Source organism: Halomonas sp. KM072, assembly GCF_050710315.1.
GTDB classification, from domain to species: domain Bacteria; phylum Pseudomonadota; class Gammaproteobacteria; order Pseudomonadales; family Halomonadaceae; genus Vreelandella; species Vreelandella hamiltonii.
In genome coordinates this window covers 3,780,910-3,806,729 of the sequence record NZ_CP136132.1, presented here as the reverse complement: position 1 = coordinate 3,806,729, position 25,820 = coordinate 3,780,910, and the positions used below count along the sequence as shown (strand labels likewise).

General features: G+C 59.1%; 23 protein-coding genes, 1 tRNA gene and 3 rRNA genes. 14 read left to right on the top strand and 13 right to left on the bottom strand.

The features are described 5' to 3' along the window. Window positions 1-83: 83 nt before the first annotated feature. From minE to minC, 3 genes are all read right to left on the bottom strand, one after another. On the bottom strand, window positions 84-335 hold the full coding sequence (gene minE / locus RVM26_RS18120) for a cell division topological specificity factor MinE (RefSeq protein WP_016915987.1): 252 nt from the start codon (window positions 333-335) through the stop codon (window positions 84-86). Continuing rightward, a complete protein-coding gene (gene minD / locus RVM26_RS18115; protein WP_081138813.1) occupies window positions 332-1,150 on the bottom strand; it encodes a septum site-determining protein MinD in 819 nt (272 codons plus the stop codon). Before minD ends, minE begins: the two co-directional genes overlap by 4 nt. Before the next feature lie 158 nt (window positions 1,151-1,308). Further along, window positions 1,309-2,055: a septum site-determining protein MinC gene (gene minC, locus RVM26_RS18110; protein WP_498940005.1), complete on the bottom strand. Its 747-nt coding sequence runs from the start codon at window positions 2,053-2,055 to the stop codon at window positions 1,309-1,311. A gap of 181 nt (window positions 2,056-2,236) precedes the next feature. Here minC and RVM26_RS18105 point away from each other — a divergent pair, with 181 nt between their 5' ends. Then, entirely contained in the window at window positions 2,237-5,050 is a 2,814-nt protein-coding gene (locus RVM26_RS18105) for a DUF349 domain-containing protein (protein WP_498940003.1), read from the top strand. Window positions 5,051-5,149: 99 nt separating this feature from the next. On the opposite strand, the gene phbB is transcribed toward RVM26_RS18105, so the two are convergent. After that, the gene (gene phbB, locus RVM26_RS18100) at window positions 5,150-5,896 is read right to left on the bottom strand and encodes an acetoacetyl-CoA reductase (RefSeq protein WP_144984743.1); all 747 of its coding nucleotides are present in this window, start codon (window positions 5,894-5,896) and stop codon (window positions 5,150-5,152) included. A 276-nt stretch (window positions 5,897-6,172) separates the two neighbouring features. On the opposite strand from phbB, the gene RVM26_RS18095 reads away from it, so the two are divergent. Beyond that, window positions 6,173-6,249, top strand: a tRNA-Met gene (locus tag RVM26_RS18095). Between the two features lie 302 nt (window positions 6,250-6,551). Further along, a complete protein-coding gene (locus RVM26_RS18090) occupies window positions 6,552-7,496 on the top strand; it encodes a tetratricopeptide repeat protein (RefSeq protein ID WP_287804696.1) in 945 nt (314 codons plus the stop codon). 23 nt (window positions 7,497-7,519) lie between these two features. On the opposite strand, the gene RVM26_RS18085 is transcribed toward RVM26_RS18090, so the two are convergent. Then, a complete protein-coding gene (locus tag RVM26_RS18085) occupies window positions 7,520-8,683 on the bottom strand; it encodes a MalY/PatB family protein (protein ID WP_498940002.1) in 1,164 nt (387 codons plus the stop codon). Window positions 8,684-8,721: 38 nt separating this feature from the next. On the opposite strand from RVM26_RS18085, the gene RVM26_RS18080 reads away from it, so the two are divergent. The 6 genes from RVM26_RS18080 (at window position 8,722) to RVM26_RS18055 (ending at window position 12,029) form a co-directional block, all read left to right on the top strand. Beyond that, window positions 8,722-9,153, top strand: a complete 432-nt coding sequence (locus RVM26_RS18080; protein ID WP_287804700.1) for a hypothetical protein — start codon at window positions 8,722-8,724, stop codon at window positions 9,151-9,153. A 125-nt stretch (window positions 9,154-9,278) separates the two neighbouring features. After that, entirely contained in the window at window positions 9,279-10,085 is an 807-nt protein-coding gene (locus RVM26_RS18075) for a hypothetical protein (protein ID WP_096921557.1), read from the top strand. 64 nt (window positions 10,086-10,149) lie between these two features. Then, window positions 10,150-10,557: an acyl-CoA thioesterase gene (locus tag RVM26_RS18070; protein ID WP_498940000.1), complete on the top strand. Its 408-nt coding sequence runs from the start codon at window positions 10,150-10,152 to the stop codon at window positions 10,555-10,557. A gap of 39 nt (window positions 10,558-10,596) precedes the next feature. Beyond that, window positions 10,597-10,899: a hypothetical protein gene (locus RVM26_RS18065; protein ID WP_016915962.1), complete on the top strand. Its 303-nt coding sequence runs from the start codon at window positions 10,597-10,599 to the stop codon at window positions 10,897-10,899. A gap of 12 nt (window positions 10,900-10,911) precedes the next feature. Continuing rightward, complete coding sequence (locus tag RVM26_RS18060; RefSeq protein WP_193461841.1) at window positions 10,912-11,433, top strand: DUF501 domain-containing protein; 522 nt, start codon at window positions 10,912-10,914, stop codon at window positions 11,431-11,433. A gap of 50 nt (window positions 11,434-11,483) precedes the next feature. Continuing rightward, on the top strand, window positions 11,484-12,029 hold the full coding sequence (locus tag RVM26_RS18055) for an LOG family protein (RefSeq protein WP_498939997.1): 546 nt from the start codon (window positions 11,484-11,486) through the stop codon (window positions 12,027-12,029). Here the strand turns inward: RVM26_RS18055 and RVM26_RS18050 are convergent. Continuing rightward, window positions 12,026-12,535: a hypothetical protein gene (locus RVM26_RS18050; RefSeq protein WP_039183447.1), complete on the bottom strand. Its 510-nt coding sequence runs from the start codon at window positions 12,533-12,535 to the stop codon at window positions 12,026-12,028. The two genes, RVM26_RS18055 and RVM26_RS18050, sit on opposite strands and share 4 nt — an antisense overlap. A gap of 50 nt (window positions 12,536-12,585) precedes the next feature. Then, window positions 12,586-13,083, bottom strand: a complete 498-nt coding sequence (locus RVM26_RS18045) for a tetratricopeptide repeat protein (protein ID WP_039183448.1) — start codon at window positions 13,081-13,083, stop codon at window positions 12,586-12,588. Window positions 13,084-13,332: 249 nt separating this feature from the next. Between RVM26_RS18045 and RVM26_RS18040 the strand changes: the two genes are divergently transcribed. Then, window positions 13,333-14,364, top strand: coding sequence for an aldo/keto reductase (locus RVM26_RS18040; protein ID WP_498939995.1), 1,032 nt, complete (start codon window positions 13,333-13,335; stop codon window positions 14,362-14,364). 150 nt (window positions 14,365-14,514) lie between these two features. Then, a complete protein-coding gene (yaaA, locus tag RVM26_RS18035) occupies window positions 14,515-15,300 on the top strand; it encodes a peroxide stress protein YaaA (protein WP_287804707.1) in 786 nt (261 codons plus the stop codon). On the opposite strand, the gene RVM26_RS18030 is transcribed toward yaaA, so the two are convergent. Further along, window positions 15,297-15,872, bottom strand: a complete 576-nt coding sequence (locus tag RVM26_RS18030; protein ID WP_498939993.1) for a cysteine hydrolase family protein — start codon at window positions 15,870-15,872, stop codon at window positions 15,297-15,299. The genes yaaA and RVM26_RS18030 overlap by 4 nt on opposite strands. 142 nt (window positions 15,873-16,014) lie before the next feature. On the opposite strand from RVM26_RS18030, the gene RVM26_RS18025 reads away from it, so the two are divergent. Further along, the gene (locus RVM26_RS18025; RefSeq protein ID WP_144984767.1) at window positions 16,015-16,866 is read left to right on the top strand and encodes a Tim44 domain-containing protein; all 852 of its coding nucleotides are present in this window, start codon (window positions 16,015-16,017) and stop codon (window positions 16,864-16,866) included. 222 nt (window positions 16,867-17,088) lie between these two features. Next, window positions 17,089-18,537: an IS66 family transposase gene (tnpC, locus tag RVM26_RS18020; protein ID WP_498938507.1), complete on the top strand. Its 1,449-nt coding sequence runs from the start codon at window positions 17,089-17,091 to the stop codon at window positions 18,535-18,537. A gap of 11 nt (window positions 18,538-18,548) precedes the next feature. On the opposite strand, the gene RVM26_RS18015 is transcribed toward tnpC, so the two are convergent. The 3 genes from RVM26_RS18015 to RVM26_RS18005 form a co-directional block, all read right to left on the bottom strand. After that, entirely contained in the window at window positions 18,549-18,737 is a 189-nt protein-coding gene (locus tag RVM26_RS18015; RefSeq protein WP_287804711.1) for a hypothetical protein, read from the bottom strand. A gap of 357 nt (window positions 18,738-19,094) precedes the next feature. After that, a 5S ribosomal RNA gene (gene rrf, locus RVM26_RS18010) occupies window positions 19,095-19,210 on the bottom strand. 133 nt (window positions 19,211-19,343) lie between these two features. Next, window positions 19,344-22,236 (bottom strand): 23S ribosomal RNA (locus tag RVM26_RS18005). Between the two features lie 138 nt (window positions 22,237-22,374). On the opposite strand from RVM26_RS18005, the gene RVM26_RS18000 reads away from it, so the two are divergent. After that, window positions 22,375-22,533 (top strand): hypothetical protein, encoded by a 159-nt coding sequence (locus RVM26_RS18000; protein WP_498939990.1) that lies wholly within the window; start codon window positions 22,375-22,377, stop codon window positions 22,531-22,533. On the opposite strand, the gene RVM26_RS17995 is transcribed toward RVM26_RS18000, so the two are convergent. Then, a 16S ribosomal RNA gene (locus tag RVM26_RS17995) occupies window positions 22,531-24,063 on the bottom strand. The genes RVM26_RS18000 and RVM26_RS17995 overlap by 3 nt on opposite strands. Together the 16S, 23S and 5S rRNA genes form the textbook arrangement of a ribosomal RNA operon. A gap of 474 nt (window positions 24,064-24,537) precedes the next feature. Then, on the bottom strand, window positions 24,538-25,737 hold the full coding sequence (gene tyrS / locus RVM26_RS17990; protein WP_498939988.1) for a tyrosine--tRNA ligase: 1,200 nt from the start codon (window positions 25,735-25,737) through the stop codon (window positions 24,538-24,540). Window positions 25,738-25,820 lie beyond the last annotated feature (83 nt).

Here is a 25,820-nt window from a genome sequence, read left to right as displayed (position 1 = left end):
GCAACGCCCATGCGGGTCGGGTGGGAACAAAAGCTCAAGACTAGCACACCCACGACGCCTATCGCCGCTACATCGCCCAGCCTCTAGCTCTTGGGCAACGTCACGTTCAGCTCCAGCACCGAACAGTTGTCTTCACTGTCCAGGGAGATTTGAATGGCATCGTCATCCACGTGCACATAGCGGCGGATGACCTCCAGCAGTTCGCGCTCAAGCAGCGGCATGTAGTCTGGCTGACCACGCTGGCTACGCTGATGCGCCACGATGATTTGCAATCGTTCCTTGGCCACCGAGGCGGATTTCTTGCGCTCACGCTTCAAGAATTCCAGCAGTTTCATCGACGACTACCCCCAAACATCCGGCTCAGCAATCCCTTGCGCTGAAGCTCATGAAAACGTAGCGGCATCTCTTCACCCAGCAGCCGAGACACAGTGTCGGCGTAGGCTTGCCCAGCATCACTGGCCGCATCGTGGGTCACCGGCACCCCCTGGTTGGAAGCGCGCAGCACCGCTTCGGATTCCGGAATCAACCCCAACAGGTCGATGGCCAGAATCTCGCGAATGTCTTCCAGCGTGAGCATGTCGCCCGAGGTCACACGCGACGGGTTGTAGCGGGTGATCAACAGGTGCTCCTTGACCGGCTCCAGCCCCTGCTCGGCACGTTGGGTTTTCGAGCCCAACAGCCCCAGAATACGATCCGAATCACGTACCGACGACACCTCGGGATTAGTCACCACGATGGCTTCGTCAGCAAAGTACATGGCCAACTGGGCGCCACGCTCGATACCTGCCGGGGAGTCACACAGGATGAAGTCGAAGTCTTCCTTCAACTGCTCCAGGATCTTTTCCACGCCTTCCTGAGTCAGCGCATCCTTGTCGCGGGTTTGCGACGCGGGGAGGATAAACAGGTTCTCTACCCGCTTGTCACGAATCAACGCCTGATTCAGACCAGCTTCTCCCTGGATCACGTTGACCAGATCGTAGACCACGCGACGCTCGCACCCCATGATCAGGTCCAGGTTACGCAGCCCCACATCGAAATCGATCACTACGGTTTTCTTTCCGCGCAGTGCCAGGCCCGTCGAAATCGCCGCAGCGCTGGTAGTTTTACCGACCCCCCCTTTACCAGAGGTCACCACAATAATTTTGGCCAAGAGTCACTTCCTTCTTGAAGTCGTTTATGGCGAGCGCCGTGGCGCTATTCACCTAACGGGAACATCAATGTCGTCAAAAGCGGTACTGTAACGGATCGCGACGGCGGCGTCGCTAGGCAGAAAACATCAGCCTCTGCCCGGCGGTTCAGCCACTCGGCTCAGTCCAAAGGTTTGATATCCAGCTGTTCCGCGATGAAATGCACCTCAGCTGCCCGCCCCAGCAGTTGAGAGTCGATATCTTCCAGACGCTTGTAGTTGCCCGCCACGGACAGTAGCTCGGCTTCCAGTTCCCGGCAGTAGATGCCGGCATCGGTATTGCCATGGATACCTGCCAGGGCACGCCCTCGCAAGGCACCGTAAATATGGATACTGCCTGCCGCCAATACTTCGGCGCCTGCGTTCACCGCGCCAATCACGATCAGGTCGCCTGCGGCAGAGCTTACCTGCTGCCCGGAGCGCACCGTCCCTCTGTAGAGGCGCGTAACCCCCGGCACTTGCGTGGGCTGAAGCGCTTCTTCCTCATCTTCCTGGGTTGGTTCAGTCAGCGGCGCGACGCTTTCCAACGCCCTTGCACGCCCCTCTTCTACCGGGGCAAACCAGCCCAGCCCCAGCGCCCAGGCAGACTGGCGGATCGGCTCGGCGCCTCCGCGTACGGCCACGGGCAACAGCTTGTGATCGCGACATACGGCACAGATACGCTCCAGCGCCAGGTGCGGCTCATCGAGCTTTTCCACACTCAACACAACCGGTGTATGCTGAAAGAACGCGGGTGATTGCGACAACTTGCCTGCCAACTGACGCCGGATGCGCTCCGGATCAGCACTGGTCAACTCCATGACGGTCATCGGCAGCATGCCGCCTTTGAAGGTGAAGGCTATGTCGGCACTGTTGGCGTTGAGGCTCATGGCCGAACTCCATGTCTTGTTCAGGTAAAATAAGGGTAGCGCAATCTCGCGCCTTGGGTTGTGATTGACTGGAAAACTCACAACCATAGGGCAAAGCTAAGCGACAGCGGCGATGACTGCAACCACCTACTCATCGATGGCTGATTTTTTTCATGTTACGCACCTCTTGGCAGGATGATCCATGCACGGACTGTTACGACGCCTGTTCGCTCCTCGGTGGCAACACCCCGATCCCGAGGTGCGTCTCAAGGCACTTCACACGCTGGACCCGCAGCATCCTGAGCAGCGCACCGCGCTTGTCACGCTCGCCCGGGACGACAACGCCGACGTCGCACTGGCCGCTTTGCTGGCGCTGGATGACCTGAAAGGCTTGATGGCAGGCTACTCCGGGCAAGCCGCTAATGAGGCGTGGTTCAACGCGCTTTGCCAGCGACTTGCCGGGGCCGAGGGCCGCACCGACCTCGCCACGCGCCAAACCCTGGTGGCCGAGCTGAGCGACCCACGAGTGTTGAACGCGTTGACTGGCCTAGGCGACAACCTGAGCCTGCGCCTGGCCGCCCTGGAGCGGATTACCGATGAGCAGATACTGGTGGAGCACGCCTGCCATAACAGCGTGGCGGTCGTTCGCCAGCAGGCAGCCGAGCGCATCACCGACGAAGACAACCTCAAGCGCTTGTTGAAAGAAGCCCGGCGCGACCGGCAGGTGGTGCGGCTGGCCAAGGAAAAGCTCACCCAGCGTCGCGACGATGCCGAATGGCTGGCCGATCAGTTGGCTCAACGCGAACACATCCTGACGCAAATGGAAAAGCACGCTCACGCGCCCTGGGAACCACTCTATGGCGGTCGCTTTCGCCACCTCGAGCGGGAATGGCGTCAGTTGGATCACCCGGCCACTGCCGAACAGGAGCAACGCTTCCAGCAGGCCGTACTGGGTTGCCGCAAAACGCTGCAAGACCATGAAGCACAGGAGCAGGCACGCCAGCAAAGCCTGGCAAGAAGAGCCGAAGTAGAGAACACTCGCGATCAGCTCTTGAGCGGGCTCGAAGAAACGCTGGAAGGCCTGACCCACGGCACCGACCTGACGGCTCAGGATATCGATAGCCTGCGCGCCCAGCGACAGCTTCTGGACCAGCGTTGGCAGGCGCTCTCCGATCAACACGCTCCCCATGAGACTGCCCAGCAGCGCTATTTCCATGTGCTGCAGCAGTACGAACACTGCCTGGAGGCCTGGCAGCGCTGGCTGTCGGTACGCAGCGCACTGGAACAAGCGGTGGTACAGCATGACACCACGGCGCTCCGCGCACTGATGACCCAGTGCGACTGGCCTGCCACCTTGACGCCTCCCACCCTGCTGATCCAGGCGCAAAAACAGCTGGCACATACGCCCAAGACCAGCGCCTCACCGCCCTCGGGGCCCTCGTTCGAGGCCCTGGCAGCCGACCTGGACAGCTTCGAGCATCTGCTGGAGCGCGGCCCGTTCAAAAGCGCCAGCCGCCAGCACCAGCGCCTCAAGCCTCTGATAGAAGCGCTGTCCGGCGACGAGGCCCAGCCCCTCAAGCGCCGACTCAAGCAGCTAGGCGCCCGACTGGCCGAACTGCGGGACTGGCGCGGCTTCGTGGCAGGCCCCAAACGTGAACAGCTGTGCGCCAGCATCGAGGCCCTGGCCGATGACCAGCACATGGCCGAAGCGGCACTGGACCGCCATCACCGCCAACTGGTCAAGGAGTGGAAAGCGCTGGGAGATGCCGCCGCCAATCGCGAGCAATCCGCACGCTTTCGCCACGCCTCCGACCGGATTCACGAGCGCCTGGCCCCTTGGCGCGCTCAGCTCGACGCCGAGCGCGACGCCAATCTGCGTGGCCGTGAAGCGCTCTGCGAACAGCTCGAAACCCTGTTGGCCCAGCCGGCCGAGGATGCCGACCCGGACGCGCTACGAGAAATTCGTGACAAGGCACGTCTTCAGTGGCGCCACTACTCCCCCGTACCACGCGAGCATGGCGAAGCGATTGGCCGACGATTTGGCGCCATTCGCCATCGCCTCCAGGCCTTGATCGATCAGCGTGCGGAGCAGATTGCCAACCAAAAGCGCAATCTGATCGAACAGGTCAATGCTCTGCAAAGCGATGACGCCCAGCCGCTGGAAGCGCGCATTGCGCGCACCAAACAGCTGCAACAGCAGTGGCGAACCCTGGGACGTGCGCCAAAAGGTGAGGAACAGGCCCTCTGGAAAGCCTTCCGCAGCGCCTGCGACCAGCTGTTTGCACAGCGGGAAGCACGCAAGCAGGCCCAAGCCACGCGACAACAGCAGTCCCTGGACCAGTTGCAGGAGATCATCGATGAAATGGAAAGCTGGCAGCCCACCCGCGCCAGCGATACCCGCACCCTCGAGGAGTATCTCTCTCGTATCGAACAGTGGGAACCCCTGCCCAGGCATCGGCGCAGCGAGGGCATGCAGCGCCGTTTGGGCGGCATCGTGCGCGCCAAACGCGAGCGTCTGAACCAGCTGGCCATGACCGAGGCCGTGCATCAATGGCAAGCGCTGATGCCACTCGTCCATGCACACCTGCAGGCCGACCAGCAAGCGTTGCAAGGCGGGCCTGCTGCTGACGTCGAGGTGCCCGACGTGCAGGACAGGCCGCTACCCGAGACCTTTGCACACGCTCATCAACAGCGCAATCAGGCGCGACAAGCACTGCTTGCCGCCGGCACGCCCGCGCAGGATAACGCTCTGGAAGAGCCACTGGCCCGCCTGAGGGTGCATCTTTCGTTGCTGGCGCTAGGAACCGTCAATCAACGTGACGAGCCGCTGCGCCTGGCCATTCAGGTCGAGCGGCTCAACAGCGGTATCCATCAAACGCGCAGCCCCGTCGATGAGCTGAATGACGTCTTGGCCGAACTGCTCGCCCTGGGGCCGCTACCCAGCCCGTTGTGGCAAAAAGAAGCGTCTGAAATAGACCGCATGCTTCAGCGGCTGGCCAGACCGCCTCAGCCTTGAGCTAACCGAACACGTCGTTCGGCACGCATGCAAACGGGAGGCGCATGGCCTCCCGTTTTCCACGTCGCTCTTGTGAAGCGCCGCGCTTGGCAGCAGGGCTTAACCCATGAACTGGCCGCCGTTGATGTCGATATTGGCGCCGGTAATGAACCCTGACTCCTTGTCCGCCAGAAACGTCACCAGGCGACCAATCTCTTCCGGTGTGCCGTAGCGCTTCACCGGAATGGTTTCGCGGATCGCTTCGCGCACCGGCTCGGGAATCTTCATGATCATATCGGTGGCGATATAGCCCGGCGACACGGTATTGACCGTAATCCCCTTGGTGGCCGTTTCCTGCGCCAGCGACATGGTCAAACCATGCATACCGGCCTTGGCCGCCGCATAGTTCACCTGGCCAAACTGGCCTTTACGTCCATTGATGGAAGAGATGTTGATGATCCGGCCGTAGCCATTCTCCAGCATCATCTCGATCACGCTGCGACACGTGTTGAATACCGTATTGAGGTTGGTATCAATGACTTGATACCACTGTTCGTAGGACATCTTTTTCATGGTGCCATCGCGAGTGATACCGGCACAGTTGACCAGCACACTGATGGGCCCATGCTTTTCGTGGATCTCGCGGGCACCTTCGACACAGGCATTGTGGTCGGACAAATCCACACCGGACAATGCAATGTTGTCATAGCCATCGGCCTGCTGCGCTTCCAGCCACGTCTTGGCCTTGTCAGGGTTGTGATACCCCGCCACTACCAAATAACCCGCATCTGCCAACGCGCGGCAGATTGCCGTTCCGATTCCACCAGTTCCACCAGTTACCCAGGCGACGGGGGCTTGATTGGCCATTGACTACCTCCCTGATATGACAAATGGCTTGGACTGTAAGCACTGTTATGGCGTCGCAAGCCACTTTGAATAAGCGCCTTCACGCTTTTTTCACTTACAGCACGCCGCGTGAATGTACAGACGGCCTGCTGACAGCATGCTTTTTATTATGCCTATTGAAAGCATAGCTATACTCTGGCCATGTTGCAGCACGATGACCATGACCGCCAGCATAAAAGCGTTTTATCGAAGGGGTTGACTTAGCGATAAAAATGCGTAAAATACGCCCCACGTTGATGCGGGGTGGAGCAGTCTGGTAGCTCGTCGGGCTCATAACCCGAAGGTCATCGGTTCAAATCCGGTCCCCGCTACCAAACATAGAAAAAGCCGATTCTTTAGAGGATCGGCTTTTTTGTGCCTGTGCGGTAAGTGCACAGGGAGGCAGCTCGTCGGGCTCAGCTCTTGGTCACCCCGGGAAGGTCATCGGTTCAAATCCGCTTCCCGCTACCCAACATAGAAAAGCCGATTCTTTCGAGGATCGGCTTTTTTGTGCGTGTCATTTGTGCAGCAAAACTTTTGCGGCCAACGTTTTATTTCCAACACATTGCTTGAATCCTCCGCCTCACGCCTGCATATCCAAGGGTAATCCCTTTTTCACGCGATGCAGAGTTTACCCATGTCGATTATCGATCCACGCACCGGCAACCCTTTGACGACCGACCCCGCGACCAGCCAGAGTGCTGCTGCACAGGGCGAGCGCCCCTCCGTTACTCGCGAAGAGGTCATCATCGAACTGAACGCGGGCAATATTCAGCAGGTGCTGGAAGCGTCCATGCAGGTACCGGTACTCCTGGATTGCTGGGCACCCTGGTGCGAGCCGTGCAAAAACCTGATGCCGGTGCTCGAGAAGCTGGCCGTCGAGTATGCCGGGGCGTTTCTGCTGGCCACGCTGGACGTGGAAGCCAACCCGGAAATTGCCAGCCAGCTTGGCGTGCGCTCGGTGCCAGACGTGAAGCTGGTGAGCCAGGGTGGCCTGGTGGATAGCTTCCAGGGGGCGTTGCCAGAGAAAGAAGTCCGCGAGTGGCTCAATCGCTACTTCCCTGCTCCCGGTGATGCACCGCTCAGCCCCGAAGAGCAGGCAGAGGAAGCCTTGGGGGCTGGCGACGCCGCTGGCGCACGGGAGATCTACCAAACGCTGATGGGCCAATATCCCGAGCACTACGCGTATCAGGTGGGGTTGGCCAAAGCGCTGGTCGCCGAAGGCCGCGGTGAAGAGGCGCGCAGTGTGTTGGACAGTTTGCCCCCCGAAGAGCGCGATGCCGCGCCCGCGCGCGGCGTGCGCGCCAGCATCGAGTTCAGCGAACAGGCGCTACCTGCCGAAGAGATCGCTGCACTGGGCGAGCGCACGGATAGCGAAGCTCAATACCAGCGGGCGCTGCGCCAGGTGGCCGATGGCCAGTACGACGCAGGCCTGGAAGCCCTGCTGGCGCTGATGAAGCAGGACCGCGCCTATAACGACGACGCGGCCCGCAAAACGCTACTGCAGGTATTCGATGCGCTGGGAGCCGACCACCCGTTGACGGTCACCTACCGCCGCAAGCTGTTTGCCCTGCTTTATTGATGCTGTACAACCAGCACAGCGCATCACGCGTTTAGCAGCGTATCCATCCGCGATAACGCCGCTTCCAGCTGGGAAGCGGTGGTTCCAAAATTGAGCCGTACGAACCCCGGGCAGCCAAACGCGGCACCGTCCGACAACGCGACGCCTGCCTGCTCCAACAGCACCTGAGCGGGAGACGCCCCCAGACCCGCCTCACGCATATCCAGCCACGCCAGATAGGTGGACTCTGGCGCGCTCAGCGAGACACCGGGCCACGTGGCCACGCGTGCTTCCAGCATTGCCCGATGGCTGCGTAGCACCTCCAGCAACGCCTGCCGCCACGGCTCCCCGTCACGGTAGGCAGCCTCGGCAGCCACCAGTCCCAGCACATTGCCATCGGGCAAGAACCCTTTGGTGGCCGTGGCAAAGCGCTCTCTCAGTTCGGCATCGGCGATGACGGCACAGGCGCTGGTCAACCCGGCCAGGTTGAAGGTTTTGGACGGTGCCCACAGCGTGATGGTGCGCTTGGCCAGGGTGGGAAACATGGCCGCCAACGGGCGATGCTTGTCGCCCTCTCCCAATAGCAGGTCACAGTGCAGTTCATCCGAGACCACCCACAGGTCATGGCGCTCCACCAACGCTGCCAGGGCCGTCAGTTCCTCTGTGGACCAGACGCGCCCCGTTGGGTTGTGGGGATGGCACCATAGCAGCAGCCGCGTTTGTGGGGTAATGGCCGCTTCCAGCGCGGCAATATCCAGCGTCCAGGGCTCGCCAGGGGCGGCGGGCTCGGCTAACATCGCCTGCTGCGCCACGCGCCCTGTACGGGCAGCCACCGCCATGAAGGGGGGATAGATCGGGGCGACCGTCAAGATGCCTTCGCCTGGCTGGGTCAGCGCCATGGCGGCAAAGTGCAGCGCCGGCACCACGCCTGGCAGCCACTGCTGCCAGCTCGGCTCAATCGTCCAGCCATAGTGCTGGGCGCTCCATTGGCAGAGGGTATCGGGCAAACTGGCGGGCACTTCGCCGTACCCGTAGACGCCATGATCGACCCGTGCCCGCAGCGCGTCTATCACGGCAGGGGGCGAGCGAAAGTCCATGTCGGCCACCCACAGCGGCAACACGTCGGCATCAAAGCGGTGCCATTTTTGGGATGCATAACCTCCAGCAGGGGCGCGTCGCTCAACAGGCGTGGCAAAATCGAATGCCATGATCGGTCTCACTTATGTTTACGAGGTAGTCACGCAGCATGCCGCAAGATGACTTTTATACCAAGGTGCGCAGGGGGCTCCCGACGCTGCTGCGTCAGTGGCTGTCGCTGGGCAGAGCCGATGGAGACCAGTTGGCGCTGATTCTGGCGGAAACGGCTCGCGTCGCGAAGCTGGGCACGCCGGAATCGACCCCCAATGGCGCTACACTCCGACAGTGGAGCGTAGAGAAGAGCGCTGAAATACCGCTCTGGGCGCCTCGTACGGCGGTGTTTCTGCTCAACCAGATGCCTGCCCGCCCTGCGCCGCAAAGCGAAGAAGAGGCGTGCGCCTGGGCCTACTGCTGGCTGCGCAACCGTGACTTCGTGTCGCTGAACGATGCCCACGCCGCACTGCCCGAGCATCTCAAGGCACCGCTCGAGCAAGCGCTGGAGGCGGCCTGGCAAGACCAGCAGGGGCTGCGCCTGGTTTAGGCTCTGGCTGAAAACGGGCTCAGCGGCGCTTGCGCACCGGCGATTTGGGCTTGAAACCAGCAGGTTTGGTAGCCAGCCACGTCACACCACTAATAAATCACATAATAAAGCAAGGAAAACGCCGCATGATAGAAGTTCCGCTCACCTGGCAACTGGCCAAACTGGGGTTGTCAGTCAGCATGGTATTGGGGCTGGGGGCGGTCGCCGTTCGCGCCAGCCCACGCGTGGCTGGACTGCTCTCGGGCTACCCGCTGGGCACGGCACTGGCGCTGTTTTTCATCGGTTTGGAAATCTCACCCGCCTTTGCCAGCGAAAGTGCCGTTCACACCCTGGCGGGCTTTACCGCCACCATGGCCCTTGGGGCTGGTTACATCGTGGCGGGGCGCCGACCCGGCATGCCGGGCGTACTCGGCGGCGTACTGGGCGGTTTCGCTGCCTGGCTGGCCGTCAGTACGCTGCTGGCACAATTCAGCTTCACGCGGGTCACTGGTACGCTGGTCACGCTGTGTGCCATCGTGCTGTTCAGCTGGCTATTTCGCACGGTGCCCGATGTCAAAAGCTCGGCAGGCAGAGCGTTTTCCTGGTCAGCGTTATTGGCACGCGCCACGCTGGCCACCGTCATCATCTTCACCATCACTCGGATTGCCCATTGGGTGCCCCCTCAGTGGGCGGGAACCTTGGCGGCTTTCCCCGTCACCATGCTGCCTTTTTTGCTCATCCTGCACTTGAATCACGGCCATGCGCCGGTGGCCACGGTCATCAAACACTACCCCATGGGCTTGGGCTCACTGCTGTGCTATGCGCTGTGCGTTTCCTATACCTATGACACGCTGGGGCTTTTCTGGGGCACGCTGGCCGGGTTTGCCGTGGCGACGCTCTGGCTGCTGGGCTGGATGCAGCTCACTGCCTGGTATCATCGACGTCGCGCTTGACCAAGCGCTCGCTTGGGTGAATGCTGACAAGGTGTTTTGACGCCTCCATAACAAGGATAAAACGATGTTTACACGTATCATCGAGCCTGCCTTTTACGACACCGACGCTCTGGGCCATATCAACAATACCCGCCTGCCCGCCTGGTTCGAGCTGGCACGCAACGATCTGTTCAAGCTTTTCACCCCCGACCTGAACCCACGCCAGTGGCGGCTGATCATGGCCCGAATGGAAATCGATTATCGTGCTGAACTGTTTTATGGCCACGATATCGAAATACGTACCTACCTGACTCGGCTGGGCAACAGCTCCTTCACCGTGACACAGGAAGCTCGCCAGCGCGAAACGTTGACGAACCTGGGACACACGGTCATGGTGCATTATGACCATCATGCCAAGCGTGCCGTCCCCCTCGAAGGAGCGCTGCGTCGGGCACTTTCCACCCATTTAGTCGCCGAGCCCGCAACAGTCTGATCCGCTTGGGCCACCCAGGGCAGGGCATCAGGAGTCCTTATGGCTATCCGCTACAATCTCTGGATCGATCCCGACAATACGGCGCAGCACCGCGCCGTCGAGGCCGACCTGGAGCGCTATTTCATGGAGCGTTTTGCCGATTACCCGCACATCCGCTTGTTTGGCGCAGACCCCTACGATTATGATGCCCCGTTCAATCGGCTCTACGACGCCCTGATGGCCCGTGCGGCGGAGTACTGTGAAGAGAAATGGCGCTACGTGGCGTCACCGGAACAGCTGAACCGCTGCTTTTTCAGAGCCGTAGGCCGTTCGACCAAATTCGTCCAAGACGACCAACAGTGAGACCCCTCAGCAATGGTTATTCGTACCGACCAAGCACCCGACGAACGCCAATTGGCGATTATCACCCAGCAGCTCGGGCGTGCCCCACGCGGTATCGAAGCCGTTGCAGCCACCGATGCGCATGGCACCCCTCTCGTGCTGCGCATGGCCCCCATCGTTGACGACAAACCGTTTCCTACCCTGTACTGGCTCTGCTCGGATCTGCTCAAGATCGAGATCTCGCGTATCGAGGCCGTGGGCGTCATCAAGTCGCTGGAGCAGCGCCTGCAGGAGGAACCCGAGTTTCTCGCCGCCTATCGACACAGCCATGAGGATTACGTGGCGGCACGCTGGCATTTCATGAGCGAGGCCCAGCGGGAAGCAGTCGCACGGCTAGGCTATACCGATGTGCTCACCGAGCGTGGCGTTGGCGGCATCAGCAACTGGCAGCAGGTACGCTGCCTGCACACGCAGTATGCACACCACTTGTGCGGCCACAATGTGATCGGCCAATGGATGGATGAGCATTACGACGTGCAACGCTGCCTGGCTTGATACGGCAGCAAAATATCGCCCCTACCCGTTTACGATAAGGACTCGTCACCATGTCACGGATATGTGTCTACCTCGGTTCACGCGAGGGCAGCAGCCCCGCCTTTCGTCACGCTGCGAATACGCTGGGAAGCGCACTGGCACAGCGCGGCCACACCCTGGTATATGGTGGCGCACGGGTTGGTCTGATGGGGGAGCTGGCCAATGCTGCCCTGGCTGCGGGCGGTGACGTCATCGGCGTCATGCCGGACCACCTGGTGGAGCGCGAACAGGCGCACTTCGGGCTGACCGAATTGATTCGCGTCCCCAACATGCACGAACGCAAGGCGACCATGGCGGCCAACGCCGATGCATTCATCGCCCTGCCCGGCGGCATTGGCACGTTTGAAGAGCTGTTCGAGATATGGACGTGGGGCTATCTGGGTCTCCATGACAAGCCCATGGGCCTGCTGGACACCGACGGTTTCTATGCCCCGCTACTGACCTTCCTGGATGGCACCGTTGACCACGGATTCATGGCCCAGGCAACGCGGGACATGCTGCTGGACGCGCCCACGCCTGCTCACTTGCTGGACATGCTGGAAGCGCAGCTCCGCTAGGACGCGCGAACCAGCTGGGCGAGGGTGCGCTGATACGTCAGTTGCAACAGGCGCGCATCCTCGCCTGCCCGATGGCGATGGATACTGCGTTCGGCCACGATGGCTTCCTTGGTGGCACTCCAGATCGCCTGCTGCTCTTCGCTCATCAGAATGCGTAGCGCCTCCAGACGAAACCGAGGCAGCATGCCCGCATGATGGAACAGCAGCGACAGCCAGGTATTGTCGTAGCCCCAGCTATCGCTGTATGCCTTGCCAAGCCCGCGCAGCTCGTCGTTGAGCCAGTGGGCCACCTGGCGCACCGGGTAGCCCTCCTTGATCAAGCGATCACGGGAAATACCATGCAGCAGTTCGGCCTTCGGATCCCAGTGGGTCCACTCTTCGAGGGGCTGAATCAGAAACGCGCAGCAGCTGCCGTCGGCACGCGCGATGCCAACCTCGATCGGGTAGCTGCCACGTCCAAATCCGGACGCTTCAATATCCAGCACTGTTGGTAGCGTCTCGGACACTGCATTCCTCATCAGTCTATCGTCGGGCAAACGACCGGCTGCAAGCGCACTCACGCCGCAGCCCTGCGCCCTGCCAGTAAAGGCTGTTCAGCCAGGCGCAGCCAGTAGGCTGCCTGAGCCTGGTCCACCACCAGCCCTAGCTCACCTCGGCTGTAAGCACGTGCCAAACGCTGTGCCGCCAGATAATGCCCTGCTTGAGCCGCTCGTGCATACCAGGTCACCGCGTAATCCTCGCGCCGCGGATACTGCACGCAGCCATGCTCGTAGATATGCGCAACCTGATACTGTGACTTTACATCACCCGCCTGGGCAGCTTCCAATACATAGCGAGCCCCGCGCGCTTTATCCTGAGGCGACACGCTACGGTGAAACAGCATGTGTCCGTACAGCGACTGCGCATCGGGGTGGCCCGCTTCCGCACAACGCTTGAAAAGACGCATCGTCAGCCGTTGGGTACGCGGCGAGCGCGGCAACAGCCAACGCGTGTGAAACAGCTGCTCGGCCAGACGAAACTCCAGCCGAGTCAACAGCGATGATACTTGCGGCATGGCAAACCACCCTGCCTCTTTTGCTTGGAAAACTTCGGCTAGCGCCGTTCAGGAGCCGCTAACCACGCGATAAATCAGCGCTGGGCCGATCAATGGGCTGGCAAGCATACGCTTGCCTTGGCGCCGACTCAACCCTATTGATTTGCTGCTTTTGTAGCGCCTCGTTAACATGGCTGCCAGTGGTCGAATATGGCGCTTCTCAGCGCCTTGCCACCCGAGCACATCACGTCTCAATTAAGGAGAGAGTCAATGCAAACGCGCCCCTTGGGTAGAACGGGCATCGACGTCAGTCGTCTGTGTTTAGGCACCATGACCTTTGGTGAGCAAAACAGCGAAGCCGAAGCTCACGAACAGTTGGATCGCGCCGTTGCGTTTGGCATCAACTTCATCGACACGGCGGAAATGTATCCGGTTCCCCCCAAGGCAGAGACGCAGGGGCTCACCGAACGCTACATTGGCACATGGCTGCAGGCGCGCGGCGCCCGTGATGACGTGATTATCGCCACCAAGGCAGCCGGCCCGGGCCTGGATCATATTCGCGGCGGGCCCAAGATGAGCCGGGAGCACCTTCATCAGGCCATCGACACCAGTCTCGCGCGGCTCCAGACCGACTACGTGGATCTTTATCAACTGCACTGGCCCGAGCGCAGCACCAACTTCTTTGGCAAGCTCGGCTATGTGCACGATGCCCAGGAAGAGACCACGTCGCTCGAAGAAACACTGTCGGCACTGAAGGAACTCGTCGATGCAGGCAAAATTCGCGCCGTAGGTCTCTCCAACGAGACCCCCTGGGGCGTCATGCGCATGCTGCATCTGTCGGAGCGGTTGGGCCTGCCCCGGGTCGCCTCCATTCAGAACCCCTACAACCTGTTGAACCGTTCCTTCGAGGTCGGACTGGCGGAAATCGCCCATCGTGAAGATGTCGGGCTGCTGGCCTATTCTCCACTGGGTTTTGGCGTTCTGTCAGGCAAATACCTCAACGGCGCCCAGCCTCCCAAGGGCCGCCTGACGCTGTATGAGCGCTTCAAGCGCTACACCTCGCCAGAAGCGGAAGCGGCGACACAGGCTTACGTGGACCTGGCCCGAGAGCACGACCTGGACCCCGCGCAGATGGCGCTGGCCTTCGTCAACTCGCGCAGCTTCTTGACCAGCAACATCATCGGCGCGACGACCATGGACCAGCTGGAAAGCAACCTCGCCAGCGAAGGGCTCAAACTGGACGAGGACGTGCTCACGGCCATCGATGACATTCATCGCCGCATGCCAAATCCCTGCCCCTGATGCCCCTGCGCCCGATAGCCCTGCCGCTATCACCCCGATAGCCTTGGCACACCCCAAGGCTTGATATAATAGCTGCACGATTTCTTGTCACTGCCCGCACGCTAACGTGGGGCAGTGGCTTATCCTTGGTCACGGCAAAAGGAGCCCGCCATGCTGAGCGTCATTTCCCCGGCCAAAACGCTGGATTTCGAAACGCCATCCACTACCGACCAGGTGACACAGCCTGATCTCCTGAAGCATGGCCAGCCGCTGATCGGTATCTTGCGTGGTTATTCACCTCAACAGCTGAGCGATTTGATGGGCATCAGCGACAAGCTGGCCGGGCTCAATGCCGCGCGCTTTGCCGAATGGCAGCCCCCCTTCTCCCTCGACAACGCCAAGCCCGCCGTTCAGGCATTTCAAGGGGACGTGTATACCGGCCTGCAGGCCGAGACCTTCAGCGAGGCAGACAACCGCTTTGCGCAGCAGCACTTGCGTATCCTCTCAGGTCTCTACGGCTTGCTGCGCCCGCTGGATCTCATTCAGCCCTACCGTCTGGAAATGGGCACCAAACTGCCCAACGATGCTGGCAAGGACCTTTATGCCTACTGGAAGCCTGTGGTGACTCCCGCGCTCGACCAGGCAATGGAAGAAAGTGGTTCCAGGGTACTGGTCAACCTGGCCTCGAACGAATACTTCAAGGCCATCGACACTCGGAAGCTGGATGCACGCATCATTACGCCAGTGTTCAAGGACGAAAAAAACGGTACGTTCAAGATCATCAGCTTCTATGCCAAGAAAGCCCGTGGTTTGATGAGCGCGTGGATCATCCAGCAACAGATCAACGACCCCGATGCCCTGGCATCGTTCGATGTGGCAGGCTACCGCTTCGATCCCGCCGCATCGGAAGGCGATACGCTGGTCTTTACACGCAAGGAAGCCGACCGGGACCGCTAGAAAAAGGTCACCGGCTGCGGTGAGCGCGGTTTGAGGAATCGCTGGTGCACCTCCTTGAAAAGCGGGGTGTCACAGCGGTGCAGCCATTCATACGCCACCATGTCGGCGCTGACGGCCACCGCGCCTACCGCACAGGCACGCGCTTTGGCCAGCTGCGCCTCTTCGCGGCGACGGCTAGCCGTTGCTTCGCTCAGCCAGAACACCTCGTAGCCCGCCTCTCGCAGGCCCAACACACTTTGCAGTACGCAAATATGGGCTTCCGTGCCACACACGACGATCTGATGCCGCCCCAGCGCTTTGAGGGCCTGTGCAAAATCTGGCTCTTCCATGGCGCTGAAATGCGTTTTTTGCCATCGTTCATGTGTGCCCACGGCCTTTACCAGCCCCGCCTCCGTGCCGCCTAAACGCTCCGGGTACTGTTCGGTCAGCCAGCGCGGCACCTGCAGCATCTCGGCGACTCCAGCCAGCCAGGCGGCTTCGCGAATGGCCAGTTCGCCACTCTCGATGACAGGCAGCAACCCGGCCTGGAAATCGATCAGCAGCAGCAGACTATCTGTCTTTTGAATACGCACTTTTTCACCCTACTTTTGTCTTTATAGTGAGTGTCAGCATAACCCAGACAGGACGTTACAAGGTACACTGACCATCGCTTATGGATTGGGAGCTGGGTCCCCAGCGCCTTCCGTTTTCTGCATCCTGAAGGGAGAAACCTCAATGTTACGACAGTTTTTTGTCATGCTGCTGGTCAGCGTGATGGGTATGAGTGCTGCCATCGAGCATGCCGAAGCACGACGCATGGGCGGTGGTGGTAACGTGGGCAGCATGTCTCGCTCGGCGGACCGCCCTGCCAGCACGCCCGCACAGCAACAGGCTCAGCCTGCCCAGCAGGGCCAGGCAGGCGCTGCCGCAGCACGCCGTGGCGGCATGGGAGGCATGATGGGCGGCCTGCTGGCCGGCGGCTTGCTGGCAGCGCTGTTCTTTGGCGGTGCCTTCGATGAGCTGCGCATGATGGACCTGCTGGTCATGGTGGGTGTTGCGGCGCTCGCCATCTTTGCGTTCCGCGCCTTCATGCGCCAACGCCGTCCTGCCACGCAAGCAGGTTACCAGCGAGAGCAGCATGGTAACGCTGCCCCCGCTCCCACCAGCTTCTCTTCGTCTGCGGCTCCCGGCAGTTTAGCCAGCGGTCTGCAAAGCACGCCTGACTGGTTCGACAAAGAGCGCTTTCTCGGCGGCGCCAAGGAGCACTTCATGACGCTGCAGCGCGCCTGGGACAATAACGACTTCAGCCAGATTCAGGAGTACGTGACCCCCGAGCTCTACAACCTGCTGCGCGAAGAGCGCGCGCAGGAGCCTGCCAACAACCGCACGGAGGTCGTGCGCCTGTTCGCCGAGCTTGGCGATATCAATGAGTACGACGGCGTTGCCGAAGCCACGGTCATCTTCCATGGCCTACTGGAAGAGAACGGCGAACAGACCGAGTTCAACGAAACCTGGCACCTCACACGCGCCATGCGTGACCAGGCGCCCTGGTACCTGCAAGGTATCGAGCAGAACCCGGGTGCCTGATACGCTGGTCATTGACCGCTGCAACGCAAAACAGCCGCTGATTCAGCGGCTGTTTTTTTATGCTTGACCCGTCATGTTCGGATAGCGGGTAGTGCATTGCCTAGTTTTTCAGATTTAGTTTTTCAAATTGTAACTATTCAGGTGGCTGCGGATGGGATATCGCCAACCACCTGATTTTTCTGGTATAGTGTGCCTAATCCTTCGGCATATCTATGCGGTGACATGACCATCAGCGATATCAACGTCGACGAGGCTCTGGAGCGGGTCCGACAGCAGCTCAAGGAAGACCAGACGGTCTCTCCGTCGCTGCGTGCGGCCATCGATGTGCTGATGTTGCTGGTCAAGCTCATGGCCGATCGCCTGGCCACCAGTAGCCGCAACAGCAGCAAGCCACCGTCCCAGGATCCCAATCGCCAGCGCCGCTCGCGCGCCAAAGGCGAGCGGCGCCCCGGCGGACAGCCAGGGCATGAGGGTAAGACGTTGGCGCCGGTGACGGACCCCGACGAGGTGGTCAAGCTCCGTGTCGATCGTCGGCAACTCCCCAAGGGGCGTTCTTACCGCCCGGTCGGCGTCGAAACGCGCCAAGTGCAGGACATCGTAATCCAGGCCGTGGTCACCGAATATCAGGCTGAGGTCCTCGAAGATGATCAGGGGCAACGCTACGTGGCGCCATTCCCCGAGGGCGTGACTCGCCCCATCCAGTATGGCCCTCGCCTCAAGGCGCATGTCGTCTATCTCTCCCAGTATCAGCTGTTGCCCTATGCGCGTATCCGCGAGTTGCTCACCTCGCAGTGCGGCCTGTCGCTGAGCACCGGCACCCTGTTCGCCTTCAACCAGGAGGCCTACCAGCGGGCCGAGGCGTTCGCCGAGTGGGTGATCCCGGCGCTACGTGAAGCAGACACCGTCCATGCCGATGAAACCGGAATGCAGGTCGGTGGCAAACGCTACTGGCTACACAGCGCCTCCAACGAGGCCCTGACCTGGTTGGCCCCGCACCCCAAGCGCGGCCAGGAAGCGATGGACGCCATCGGCGTATTGCCCTTCGTGCGTGGCGTGCTGGTGCATGATCACTGGAAGCCCTACTACCGCTATCCGGATTGCCGGCACGCGCTGTGTAATGCGCACCACCTTCGGGAGCTGACAGCGGCCTGGGAGAACGATGGCCAGGCATGGGCCAAGGCCTTGCATGACCTGTTGTTGGAGATGCATCGCGCCGTGGAGGTGGCCGACGGCTGCCTCTCGGCCGATGAGACCCGAGCCTGGCGGCAGCGCTATCGAGATTGCCTGGCGAAAGGGGACGCCGAGTGCCCCCCGCCGGTGAAACCGCCACCTGGAACGCGAGGCCGGGCCAAGCGCACCAAGTCGCGCAACCTCCTGGAACGCCTCCAGGCGTACGAGGACGACGTGTTGCGCTTCCTCGACGACCCTGCCGCTCCCTTCACCAACAACCAGGGGGAACGCGATCTGCGAATGACCAAGGTCCAGCAGAAAATCTCGGGCTGTTTCCGCTCCTGGGAGGGTGCTGAGATCTTCTGCCGCATGCGTAGCTTCCTCTCGACCGCCGTCAAGCAAGGGGTGGCGGCGCATACCGCACTGGAGCAACTGTTTGCGGGTGATGTGCCAGCCTTCATGCAGCAAGAAGCCCCGACTCAGCCAACCGGTGCTGAATAGTTACTTCAAATTTAGTTTTCGGCAGACTCTTCGATGCTCTCGCCCATCTCTTCCAGGCTTTCACCGGCGCTTTCGATGCTGTTATCAATGCTTTCGCCAGCCTCCTCGGCGGGGCCCTGATTATCACAGGCCGCCAGACCACCTACCATCAGCGCAATGAAAAGCGCAGTCGCCAGCTTCTTGATGATCGTCGCATTCATGTCGTTCTCCTCCTGAGCCATAACTCCAGATCGTTCAGTCATATCCTAAAAGAGCACAGGGTTATACACCAGATGAGAAGGGTAAGGAGTTGTTATAAATTATGTTAAGCCAGCCAGCTTTGAGCAAATATCGTGCATTGATCTGCGATACATTGATCAGCGATACGGCGTATTCAGCACCTGAGGTATGTAACGCACAGCAAAAAGCCCCGAACACAGTGTGCTCGGGGCTTTCTACGGGATAAGTGCCTGACGATGTTCGGGCCGGCCACCCGGCGGGCGGCGCTCCGCTACTCTTCAGGGGGAGACCCCCAAAAAGCAAAACCCCGACCATAAGGCCGGGGTTTCGTAATAAGTGCCTGACGATGACCTACTCTCACATGGGGAGACCCCACACTACCATCGGCGCTAAGCGGTTTCACTGCTGAGTTCGGCATGGGATCAGGTGGTTCACGCTCGCTATGGTCGTCAGGCGTAACAGGTAATGCATATCATGCTGAGGCGTCATTGACGTGTTGTGTGATCGTCTCTTGTCAGCAAGCGCCTTGGCTCACTGCTGCGTATCCGGTTTTCGTTATCATCACGACCAGACCCCTTGGGTGTTATAGGGTCAAGCCTCACGGGCCATTAGTACACGTTAGCTCAACGCCTTGCAGCGCTTCCACACCGTGCCTATCCACCAGCTGGTCTCGCTGGGCCCTTCAGGAGGCTCTAGGCCTCAGGGATGTCTCATCTTGAAGGGGGCTTCCCGCTTAGATGCTTTCAGCGGTTATCCCGTCCGACCATAGCTACCCGGCAATGCCACTGGCGTGACAACCGGAACACCAGAGGGTCGTCCACTCCGGTCCTCTCGTACTAGGAGCAGCTCTTCTCAAACATCCAACGCCCACGGCAGATAGGGACCGAACTGTCTCACGACGTTCTAAACCCAGCTCGCGTACCACTTTAAATGGCGAACAGCCATACCCTTGGGACCGACTTCAGCCCCAGGATGTGATGAGCCGACATCGAGGTGCCAAACACCGCCGTCGATGTGAACTCTTGGGCGGTATCAGCCTGTTATCCCCGGAGTACCTTTTATCCGTTGAGCGATGGCCCTTCCATACAGAACCACCGGATCACTAGAACCTGCTTTCGCACCTGCTCGACGTGTCTGTCTCGCAGTCAAGCACCCTTATGCTCTTGCACTCATTGCACGATGTCCGACCGTGCTGAGGGTACCTTCGTGCTCCTCCGTTACGCTTTGGGAGGAGACCGCCCCAGTCAAACTACCCACCACACACTGTCCTCGATCCGGATCACGGACCTGAGTGAGAACGCCAATGATGCCAGGCTGGTATTTCAAGGTTGGCTCCCCCGAACTGGCGTCCGGGGTTCAAAGCCTCCCAGCTATCCTACACAGGCAACATCAGCGTCCAGTGTGAAGCTATAGTAAAGGTTCACGGGGTCTTTCCGTCTAGCCGCGGGTACACCGCATCTTCACGGCGATTTCAATTTCACTGAGTCTCGGGTGGAGACAGCGTGGCCATCATTACGCCATTCGTGCAGGTCGGAACTTACCCGACAAGGAATTTCGCTACCTTAGGACCGTTATAGTTACGGCCGCCGTTTACCGGGGCTTCGATCAAGAGCTTCGGACGAATCCTAACACCATCACTTAACCTTCCGGCACCGGGCAGGCGTCACACCCTATACGTCCGCTTGCGCGTTAGCAGAGTGCTGTGTTTTTACTAAACAGTTGCAGCCACCTGGTATCTTCGACCGGTTCGGGCTTGGAGAGCAAGTCTCGTCACCCTACGCCGGCGTGCCTTCTCCCGAAGTTACGGCACCATTTTGCCTAGTTCCTTCACCCGAGTTCTCTCAAGCGCCTTGGGATTCTCACCCTGACCACCTGTGTCGGTTTGGGGTACGGTCGCACATGATCTGAAGCTTAGAGGCTTTTCCTGGAAGCGTGGCATCAATGACTTCGACACCGTAGTGTCTTCGTTTCGTGTCTCGGCCTTAAAGGGTCCCGGATTTACCTAAGACCCCAGCCTACTCACTTTCACCAGGACAACCAACGCCTGGCTCACCTAGCCTTCTCCGTCCCCCCATCGCAATCATGTCCGGTACGGGAATATTGACCCGTTTCCCATCGACTACGCCTTTCGGCCTCGCCTTAGGGGCCGACTCACTCTGCTCCGATTAGCGTCGAACAGAAACCCTTGGTCTTCCGGCGAGGGAGTTTTTCACTCCCTTTATCGTTACTCATGTCAGCATTCGCACTCGTGATACCTCCAGCATGCTTCTCAACACACCTTCATCGGCTTACACGACGCTCCTCTACCGCTCATCCGTAAGGATGAACCCGTAGCTTCGGTACCTGGTTTAGCCCCGTTACATCTTCCGCGCAGGCCGACTCGACTAGTGAGCTATTACGCTTTCTTTAAAGGATGGCTGCTTCTAAGCCAACCTCCTAGCTGTCTGAGCCTTCCCACATCGTTTCCCACTTAACCAGGATTTGGGGACCTTAGCTGACGGTCTGGGTTGTTTCCCTTTTCACGACGGACGTTAGCACCCGCCGTGTGTCTCCCACGCTGGCACTCACCGGTATTCGGAGTTTGCCTCGGGTTGGTAAGTCGGGATGACCCCCTAGCCGAAACAGTGCTCTACCCCCGGCGGTGATACGTGAGGCGCTACCTAAATAGCTTTCGAGGAGAACCAGCTATCTCCGAGCTTGATTAGCCTTTCACTCCGATCCACAAGTCATCCAAATCTTTTTCAACAGATCCTGGTTCGGGCCTCCAGTTGATGTTACTCAACCTTCACCCTGCTCATGGATAGATCGCTCGGTTTCGGGTCTATATCCAGCGACTGTGTCGCCCAGTTAAGACTCGGTTTCCCTACGGCTCCCCTATACGGTTAACCTCGCCACTGAATATAAGTCGCTGACCCATTATACAAAAGGTACGCAGTCACCCAACAAGTGGGCTCCTACTGCTTGTACGCACACGGTTTCAGGATCTATTTCACTCCCCTCTCCGGGGTTCTTTTCGCCTTTCCCTCACGGTACTGGTTCACTATCGGTCAGCCAGGAGTATTTAGCCTTGGAGGATGGTCCCCCCGTCTTCAGTCAAGGTTTCTCGTGCCCCGACCTACTCGATTTCACGTGATCAGATTTTCGACTACGGGGCTATCACCCGCTATGGCCAGACTTCCCAGTCTGTTCGTCTAATCAGTCACACGCTTAAGGGCTGGTCCCCGTTCGCTCGCCGCTACTAGGGGAATCTCGGTTGATTTCTTTTCCTCAGGGTACTTAGATGTTTCAGTTCCCCTGGTTCGCCTCTTACGCCTATGTATTCAGCGCAAGATACTCATCTTGTGATGAGTGGGTTTCCCCATTCAGAGATGTCCGGGTCACAGGTCGTTTGCCACCTCACCGAACCTTATCGCAGGCTACCACGTCTTTCATCGCCTCTGGCTGCCTAGGCATCCACCGTGTGCGCTTCATTGCTTGACCCTATAACCCGAAGGAGTCTGGGGTTCGCAATGATAACGATTGCCGGATACGCTTGAGACGTATCACAATACAATTTACGTAGAAACGCGTTCAACGCGTTTCTGTCAGCATGATATACATTGTTAAAGAGCGACTGCTATGCGCAGTGGTAAGCGGATGCTTTTTTCACTTCAAAAGAAAAAGAAAGACCTTTTTTCTTTTTTTAATGTGAAGAAAACGCTTATCACTGCTCATCAACAGCATTCTGATCAGGTAATTCATTGTGAGCGCTTGCCGCGAGGGGAAGACATCGTTTAAGGAGGTGATCCAGCCGCAGGTTCCCCTACGGCTACCTTGTTACGACTTCACCCCAGTCATGAACCACACCGTGGTGATCGCCCTCTTGCGTTAGGCTAACCACTTCTGGTGCAGTCCACTCCCATGGTGTGACGGGCGGTGTGTACAAGGCCCGGGAACGTATTCACCGTGGCATTCTGATCCACGATTACTAGCGATTCCGACTTCACGGAGTCGAGTTGCAGACTCCGATCCGGACTGAGATCGGCTTTTCGGGATTGGCTCACTCTCGCGAGTTGGCAACCCTTTGTACCGACCATTGTAGCACGTGTGTAGCCCTACTCGTAAGGGCCATGATGACTTGACGTCGTCCCCACCTTCCTCCGGTTTGTCACCGGCAGTCTCCTTAGAGTTCCCGCCATTACGCGCTGGCAAATAAGGACAAGGGTTGCGCTCGTTACGGGACTTAACCCAACATTTCACAACACGAGCTGACGACAGCCATGCAGCACCTGTCTCTGCGTTCCCGAAGGCACTAAGGTATCTCTACCGAATTCGCAGGATGTCAAGAGTAGGTAAGGTTCTTCGCGTTGCATCGAATTAAACCACATGCTCCACCGCTTGTGCGGGCCCCCGTCAATTCATTTGAGTTTTAACCTTGCGGCCGTACTCCCCAGGCGGTCGACTTATCGCGTTAACTTCGCCACAAAGTGCGCTAGGCACCCAACGGCTGGTCGACATCGTTTACGGCGTGGACTACCAGGGTATCTAATCCTGTTTGCTACCCACGCTTTCGCACCTCAGTGTCAGTGTCAGTCCAGAAGGCCGCCTTCGCCACTGGTATTCCTCCCGATCTCTACGCATTTCACCGCTACACCGGGAATTCTACCTTCCTCTCCTGCACTCTAGCTTGACAGTTCCGGATGCCGTTCCCAGGTTGAGCCCGGGGCTTTCACAACCGGCTTATCAAGCCACCTACGCGCGCTTTACGCCCAGTAATTCCGATTAACGCTCGCACCCTCCGTATTACCGCGGCTGCTGGCACGGAGTTAGCCGGTGCTTCTTCTGTGAGTGATGTCTTTCCTGATGGGTATTAACCACCAGGCGTTCTTCCTCACTGAAAGTGCTTTACAACCCGAGGGCCTTCTTCACACACGCGGCATGGCTGGATCAGGGTTCCCCCCATTGTCCAATATTCCCCACTGCTGCCTCCCGTAGGAGTTCGGGCCGTGTCTCAGTCCCGATGTGGCTGATCATCCTCTCAGACCAGCTACGGATCGTTGCCTTGGTGAGCCGTTACCTCACCAACTAGCTAATCCGACATAGGCTCATCCGATAGCGGGAGCAGAAGCCCCCTTTCTCCCGTAGGACGTATGCGGTATTAGCCTGGGTTTCCCCAGGTTATCCCCCACTATCGGGCAGATTCCTATGCATTACTCACCCGTCCGCCGCTCGTCAGCGGGTAGCAAGCTACCCCTGTTACCGCTCGACTTGCATGTGTTAGGCCTGCCGCCAGCGTTCAATCTGAGCCATGATCAAACTCTTCAGTTTAAGATCAATGCGATCCTTACTCGCTGCCCGAAGGCAACAAAAGCGGATCAAACTTGGCTCAAGGTTCAAACGAATTCACTGCGATACTCCGAAGAGTATCTTGGTGTTCGCTTGCCTTGATATTAGGTGATGATTCACCCTCATCGGCAAGCGCCCACATGAATTACCTGATCAAATTGTTAAAGAGCGATACTGCTGTAATCATTTCGCTGTGACTGGCTCGGTGACCTGAACCGTGCTGCCTCAGCGAGGAAGGCGTATTCTACGCATTCCGTGGTGTTTGTCAAGGGCTGTTTTCAGCGAGTGAAGCGAGCGATCAATCCAACCAGCAGATGACGCTAACTTCCTGACAAACCGAAGGTTTTTCAACCTTCTTCACCGCTGGTAACGCTTGGCGCCCCCAGCAGCGGATGCGTACTTTACGGATTCGCTGCCGGGTTGGCAAGGGCTATTTTGAAAAAGTTTTCAAAAAGTTCAAGCAAGCGTCACACGGGCGTAACGTTTCTTGCCTGCCTGGATGACGCACACCTTACCGGTGGCCAGCATGGCATCTTGAGCAACGACCTCGCCATCGACCTTGACGCTGCCATTTTTCAGCATGTCCTTGGCCTGGGCGCTGTTCTTTGTCAGGCCGGAGCGATTCAGAACAGCGGCGATGGGCGCTTGCTCGCTGCCTTCGAAATCCACCGTCACTTCCGGCAGGTCTTCCGGCAGCTCACCCTCGGCCAGCTGGTTGCCCGCCGACTTGTGCGCATTCGCGGCTGCTTCATCACCGTGGTAACGGGCGATGAGCTCACGCGCCAGCTCCATCTTCACATCCCGAGGATTGGCACCCTGCTCCACGCTGAGCTTCAGCGCGGCGATCTCTTCGTTGGTTTTCAACGAGAGCAATTCAAAGTAGCGCCACATCAAGCTGTCAGGCATGGAGACCAGCTTGTTGAACATCGACCCAGGCGCTTCATCCACGCCGACGTAGTTGCCCAGCGATTTGGACATCTTCTGGACGCCGTCCAGCCCTTCCAGCAGCGGCATGGTAATGACGACCTGTGGCTCCTGGCCAAAATGCTTCTGGATTTCACGCCCCATCAGCAAGTTGAACTTCTGGTCGGTACCGCCCAGCTCGATGTCGGCTTCCAGCGCAACCGAATCGTAGCCCTGCACCAGCGGGTAGAGGAATTCATGAATGGCGATGGGCTGGTTGGCCTTGTAACGCTTCTCGAAGTCGTCACGCTCCAGCATGCGGGCCACGGTGCTTTGGGCGGCCAGCTCGATCATCTTCGCGGCGGTCAGCTCACCGAACCATTCCGCATTGAAACGGACTTCGGTCTTTTCAGGATCGAGGATCTTGAAAACCTGCTCTTTATAGGTTTCCGCATTCGCTTTGACATCGGCTTCGGTCAGCGGCTTGCGGGTGACGTTCTTGCCGGTGGGATCACCGATCCGACCGGTGAAGTCACCAATCAGGAAGATCACCGTGTGCCCCAGGTCCTGGAACTGGCGCATTTTGGTGAGCAGCACGCTGTGGCCGAGGTGCAGGTCGGGGGCGGTAGGATCGAATCCAGCCTTGATGCGCAGCTTGCGGCCCGACGCCAGTTTCTTGCGCAGCTCGTCTTCTACCAGGATTTCATGCGTACCTCGCGACAGCAGCGCTAACGCCTGATCCACCTCACTCATTGCCTCTCTCCATGTACTATATGCCGTATATAGGCGATTAACCGTGATAGCGGGCGATATTACCACGCCCCAAGGCACTGGTT

What these genes read in the sequence shown, in the direction of transcription:
- minE (WP_016915987.1), bottom strand. Translation starts at nt 335, where the DNA reads ATGAAACTGCTGGAATTCTTGAAGCGTGAGCGCAAGAAATCCGCCTCG.
- minC (WP_498940005.1), bottom strand. Translation starts at nt 2,055, where the DNA reads ATGAGCCTCAACGCCAACAGTGCCGACATAGCCTTCACCTTCAAAGGC.
- RVM26_RS18105 (WP_498940003.1), top strand. Translation starts at nt 2,237, where the DNA reads ATGCACGGACTGTTACGACGCCTGTTCGCTCCTCGGTGGCAACACCCC.
- phbB (WP_144984743.1), bottom strand. Translation starts at nt 5,896, where the DNA reads ATGGCCAATCAAGCCCCCGTCGCCTGGGTAACTGGTGGAACTGGTGGA.
- RVM26_RS18090 (WP_287804696.1), top strand. Translation starts at nt 6,552, where the DNA reads ATGTCGATTATCGATCCACGCACCGGCAACCCTTTGACGACCGACCCC.
- RVM26_RS18085 (WP_498940002.1), bottom strand. Translation starts at nt 8,683, where the DNA reads ATGGCATTCGATTTTGCCACGCCTGTTGAGCGACGCGCCCCTGCTGGA.
- RVM26_RS18080 (WP_287804700.1), top strand. Translation starts at nt 8,722, where the DNA reads ATGCCGCAAGATGACTTTTATACCAAGGTGCGCAGGGGGCTCCCGACG.
- RVM26_RS18075 (WP_096921557.1), top strand. Translation starts at nt 9,279, where the DNA reads ATGATAGAAGTTCCGCTCACCTGGCAACTGGCCAAACTGGGGTTGTCA.
- RVM26_RS18070 (WP_498940000.1), top strand. Translation starts at nt 10,150, where the DNA reads ATGTTTACACGTATCATCGAGCCTGCCTTTTACGACACCGACGCTCTG.
- RVM26_RS18065 (WP_016915962.1), top strand. Translation starts at nt 10,597, where the DNA reads ATGGCTATCCGCTACAATCTCTGGATCGATCCCGACAATACGGCGCAG.
- RVM26_RS18060 (WP_193461841.1), top strand. Translation starts at nt 10,912, where the DNA reads ATGGTTATTCGTACCGACCAAGCACCCGACGAACGCCAATTGGCGATT.
- RVM26_RS18055 (WP_498939997.1), top strand. Translation starts at nt 11,484, where the DNA reads ATGTCACGGATATGTGTCTACCTCGGTTCACGCGAGGGCAGCAGCCCC.
- RVM26_RS18045 (WP_039183448.1), bottom strand. Translation starts at nt 13,083, where the DNA reads ATGCCGCAAGTATCATCGCTGTTGACTCGGCTGGAGTTTCGTCTGGCC.
- RVM26_RS18040 (WP_498939995.1), top strand. Translation starts at nt 13,333, where the DNA reads ATGCAAACGCGCCCCTTGGGTAGAACGGGCATCGACGTCAGTCGTCTG.
- yaaA (WP_287804707.1), top strand. Translation starts at nt 14,515, where the DNA reads ATGCTGAGCGTCATTTCCCCGGCCAAAACGCTGGATTTCGAAACGCCA.
- RVM26_RS18025 (WP_144984767.1), top strand. Translation starts at nt 16,015, where the DNA reads ATGTTACGACAGTTTTTTGTCATGCTGCTGGTCAGCGTGATGGGTATG.
- tnpC (WP_498938507.1), top strand. Translation starts at nt 17,089, where the DNA reads ATGACCATCAGCGATATCAACGTCGACGAGGCTCTGGAGCGGGTCCGA.
- RVM26_RS18015 (WP_287804711.1), bottom strand. Translation starts at nt 18,737, where the DNA reads ATGAATGCGACGATCATCAAGAAGCTGGCGACTGCGCTTTTCATTGCG.
- RVM26_RS18000 (WP_498939990.1), top strand. Translation starts at nt 22,375, where the DNA reads ATGCGCAGTGGTAAGCGGATGCTTTTTTCACTTCAAAAGAAAAAGAAA.
- tyrS (WP_498939988.1), bottom strand. Translation starts at nt 25,737, where the DNA reads ATGAGTGAGGTGGATCAGGCGTTAGCGCTGCTGTCGCGAGGTACGCAT.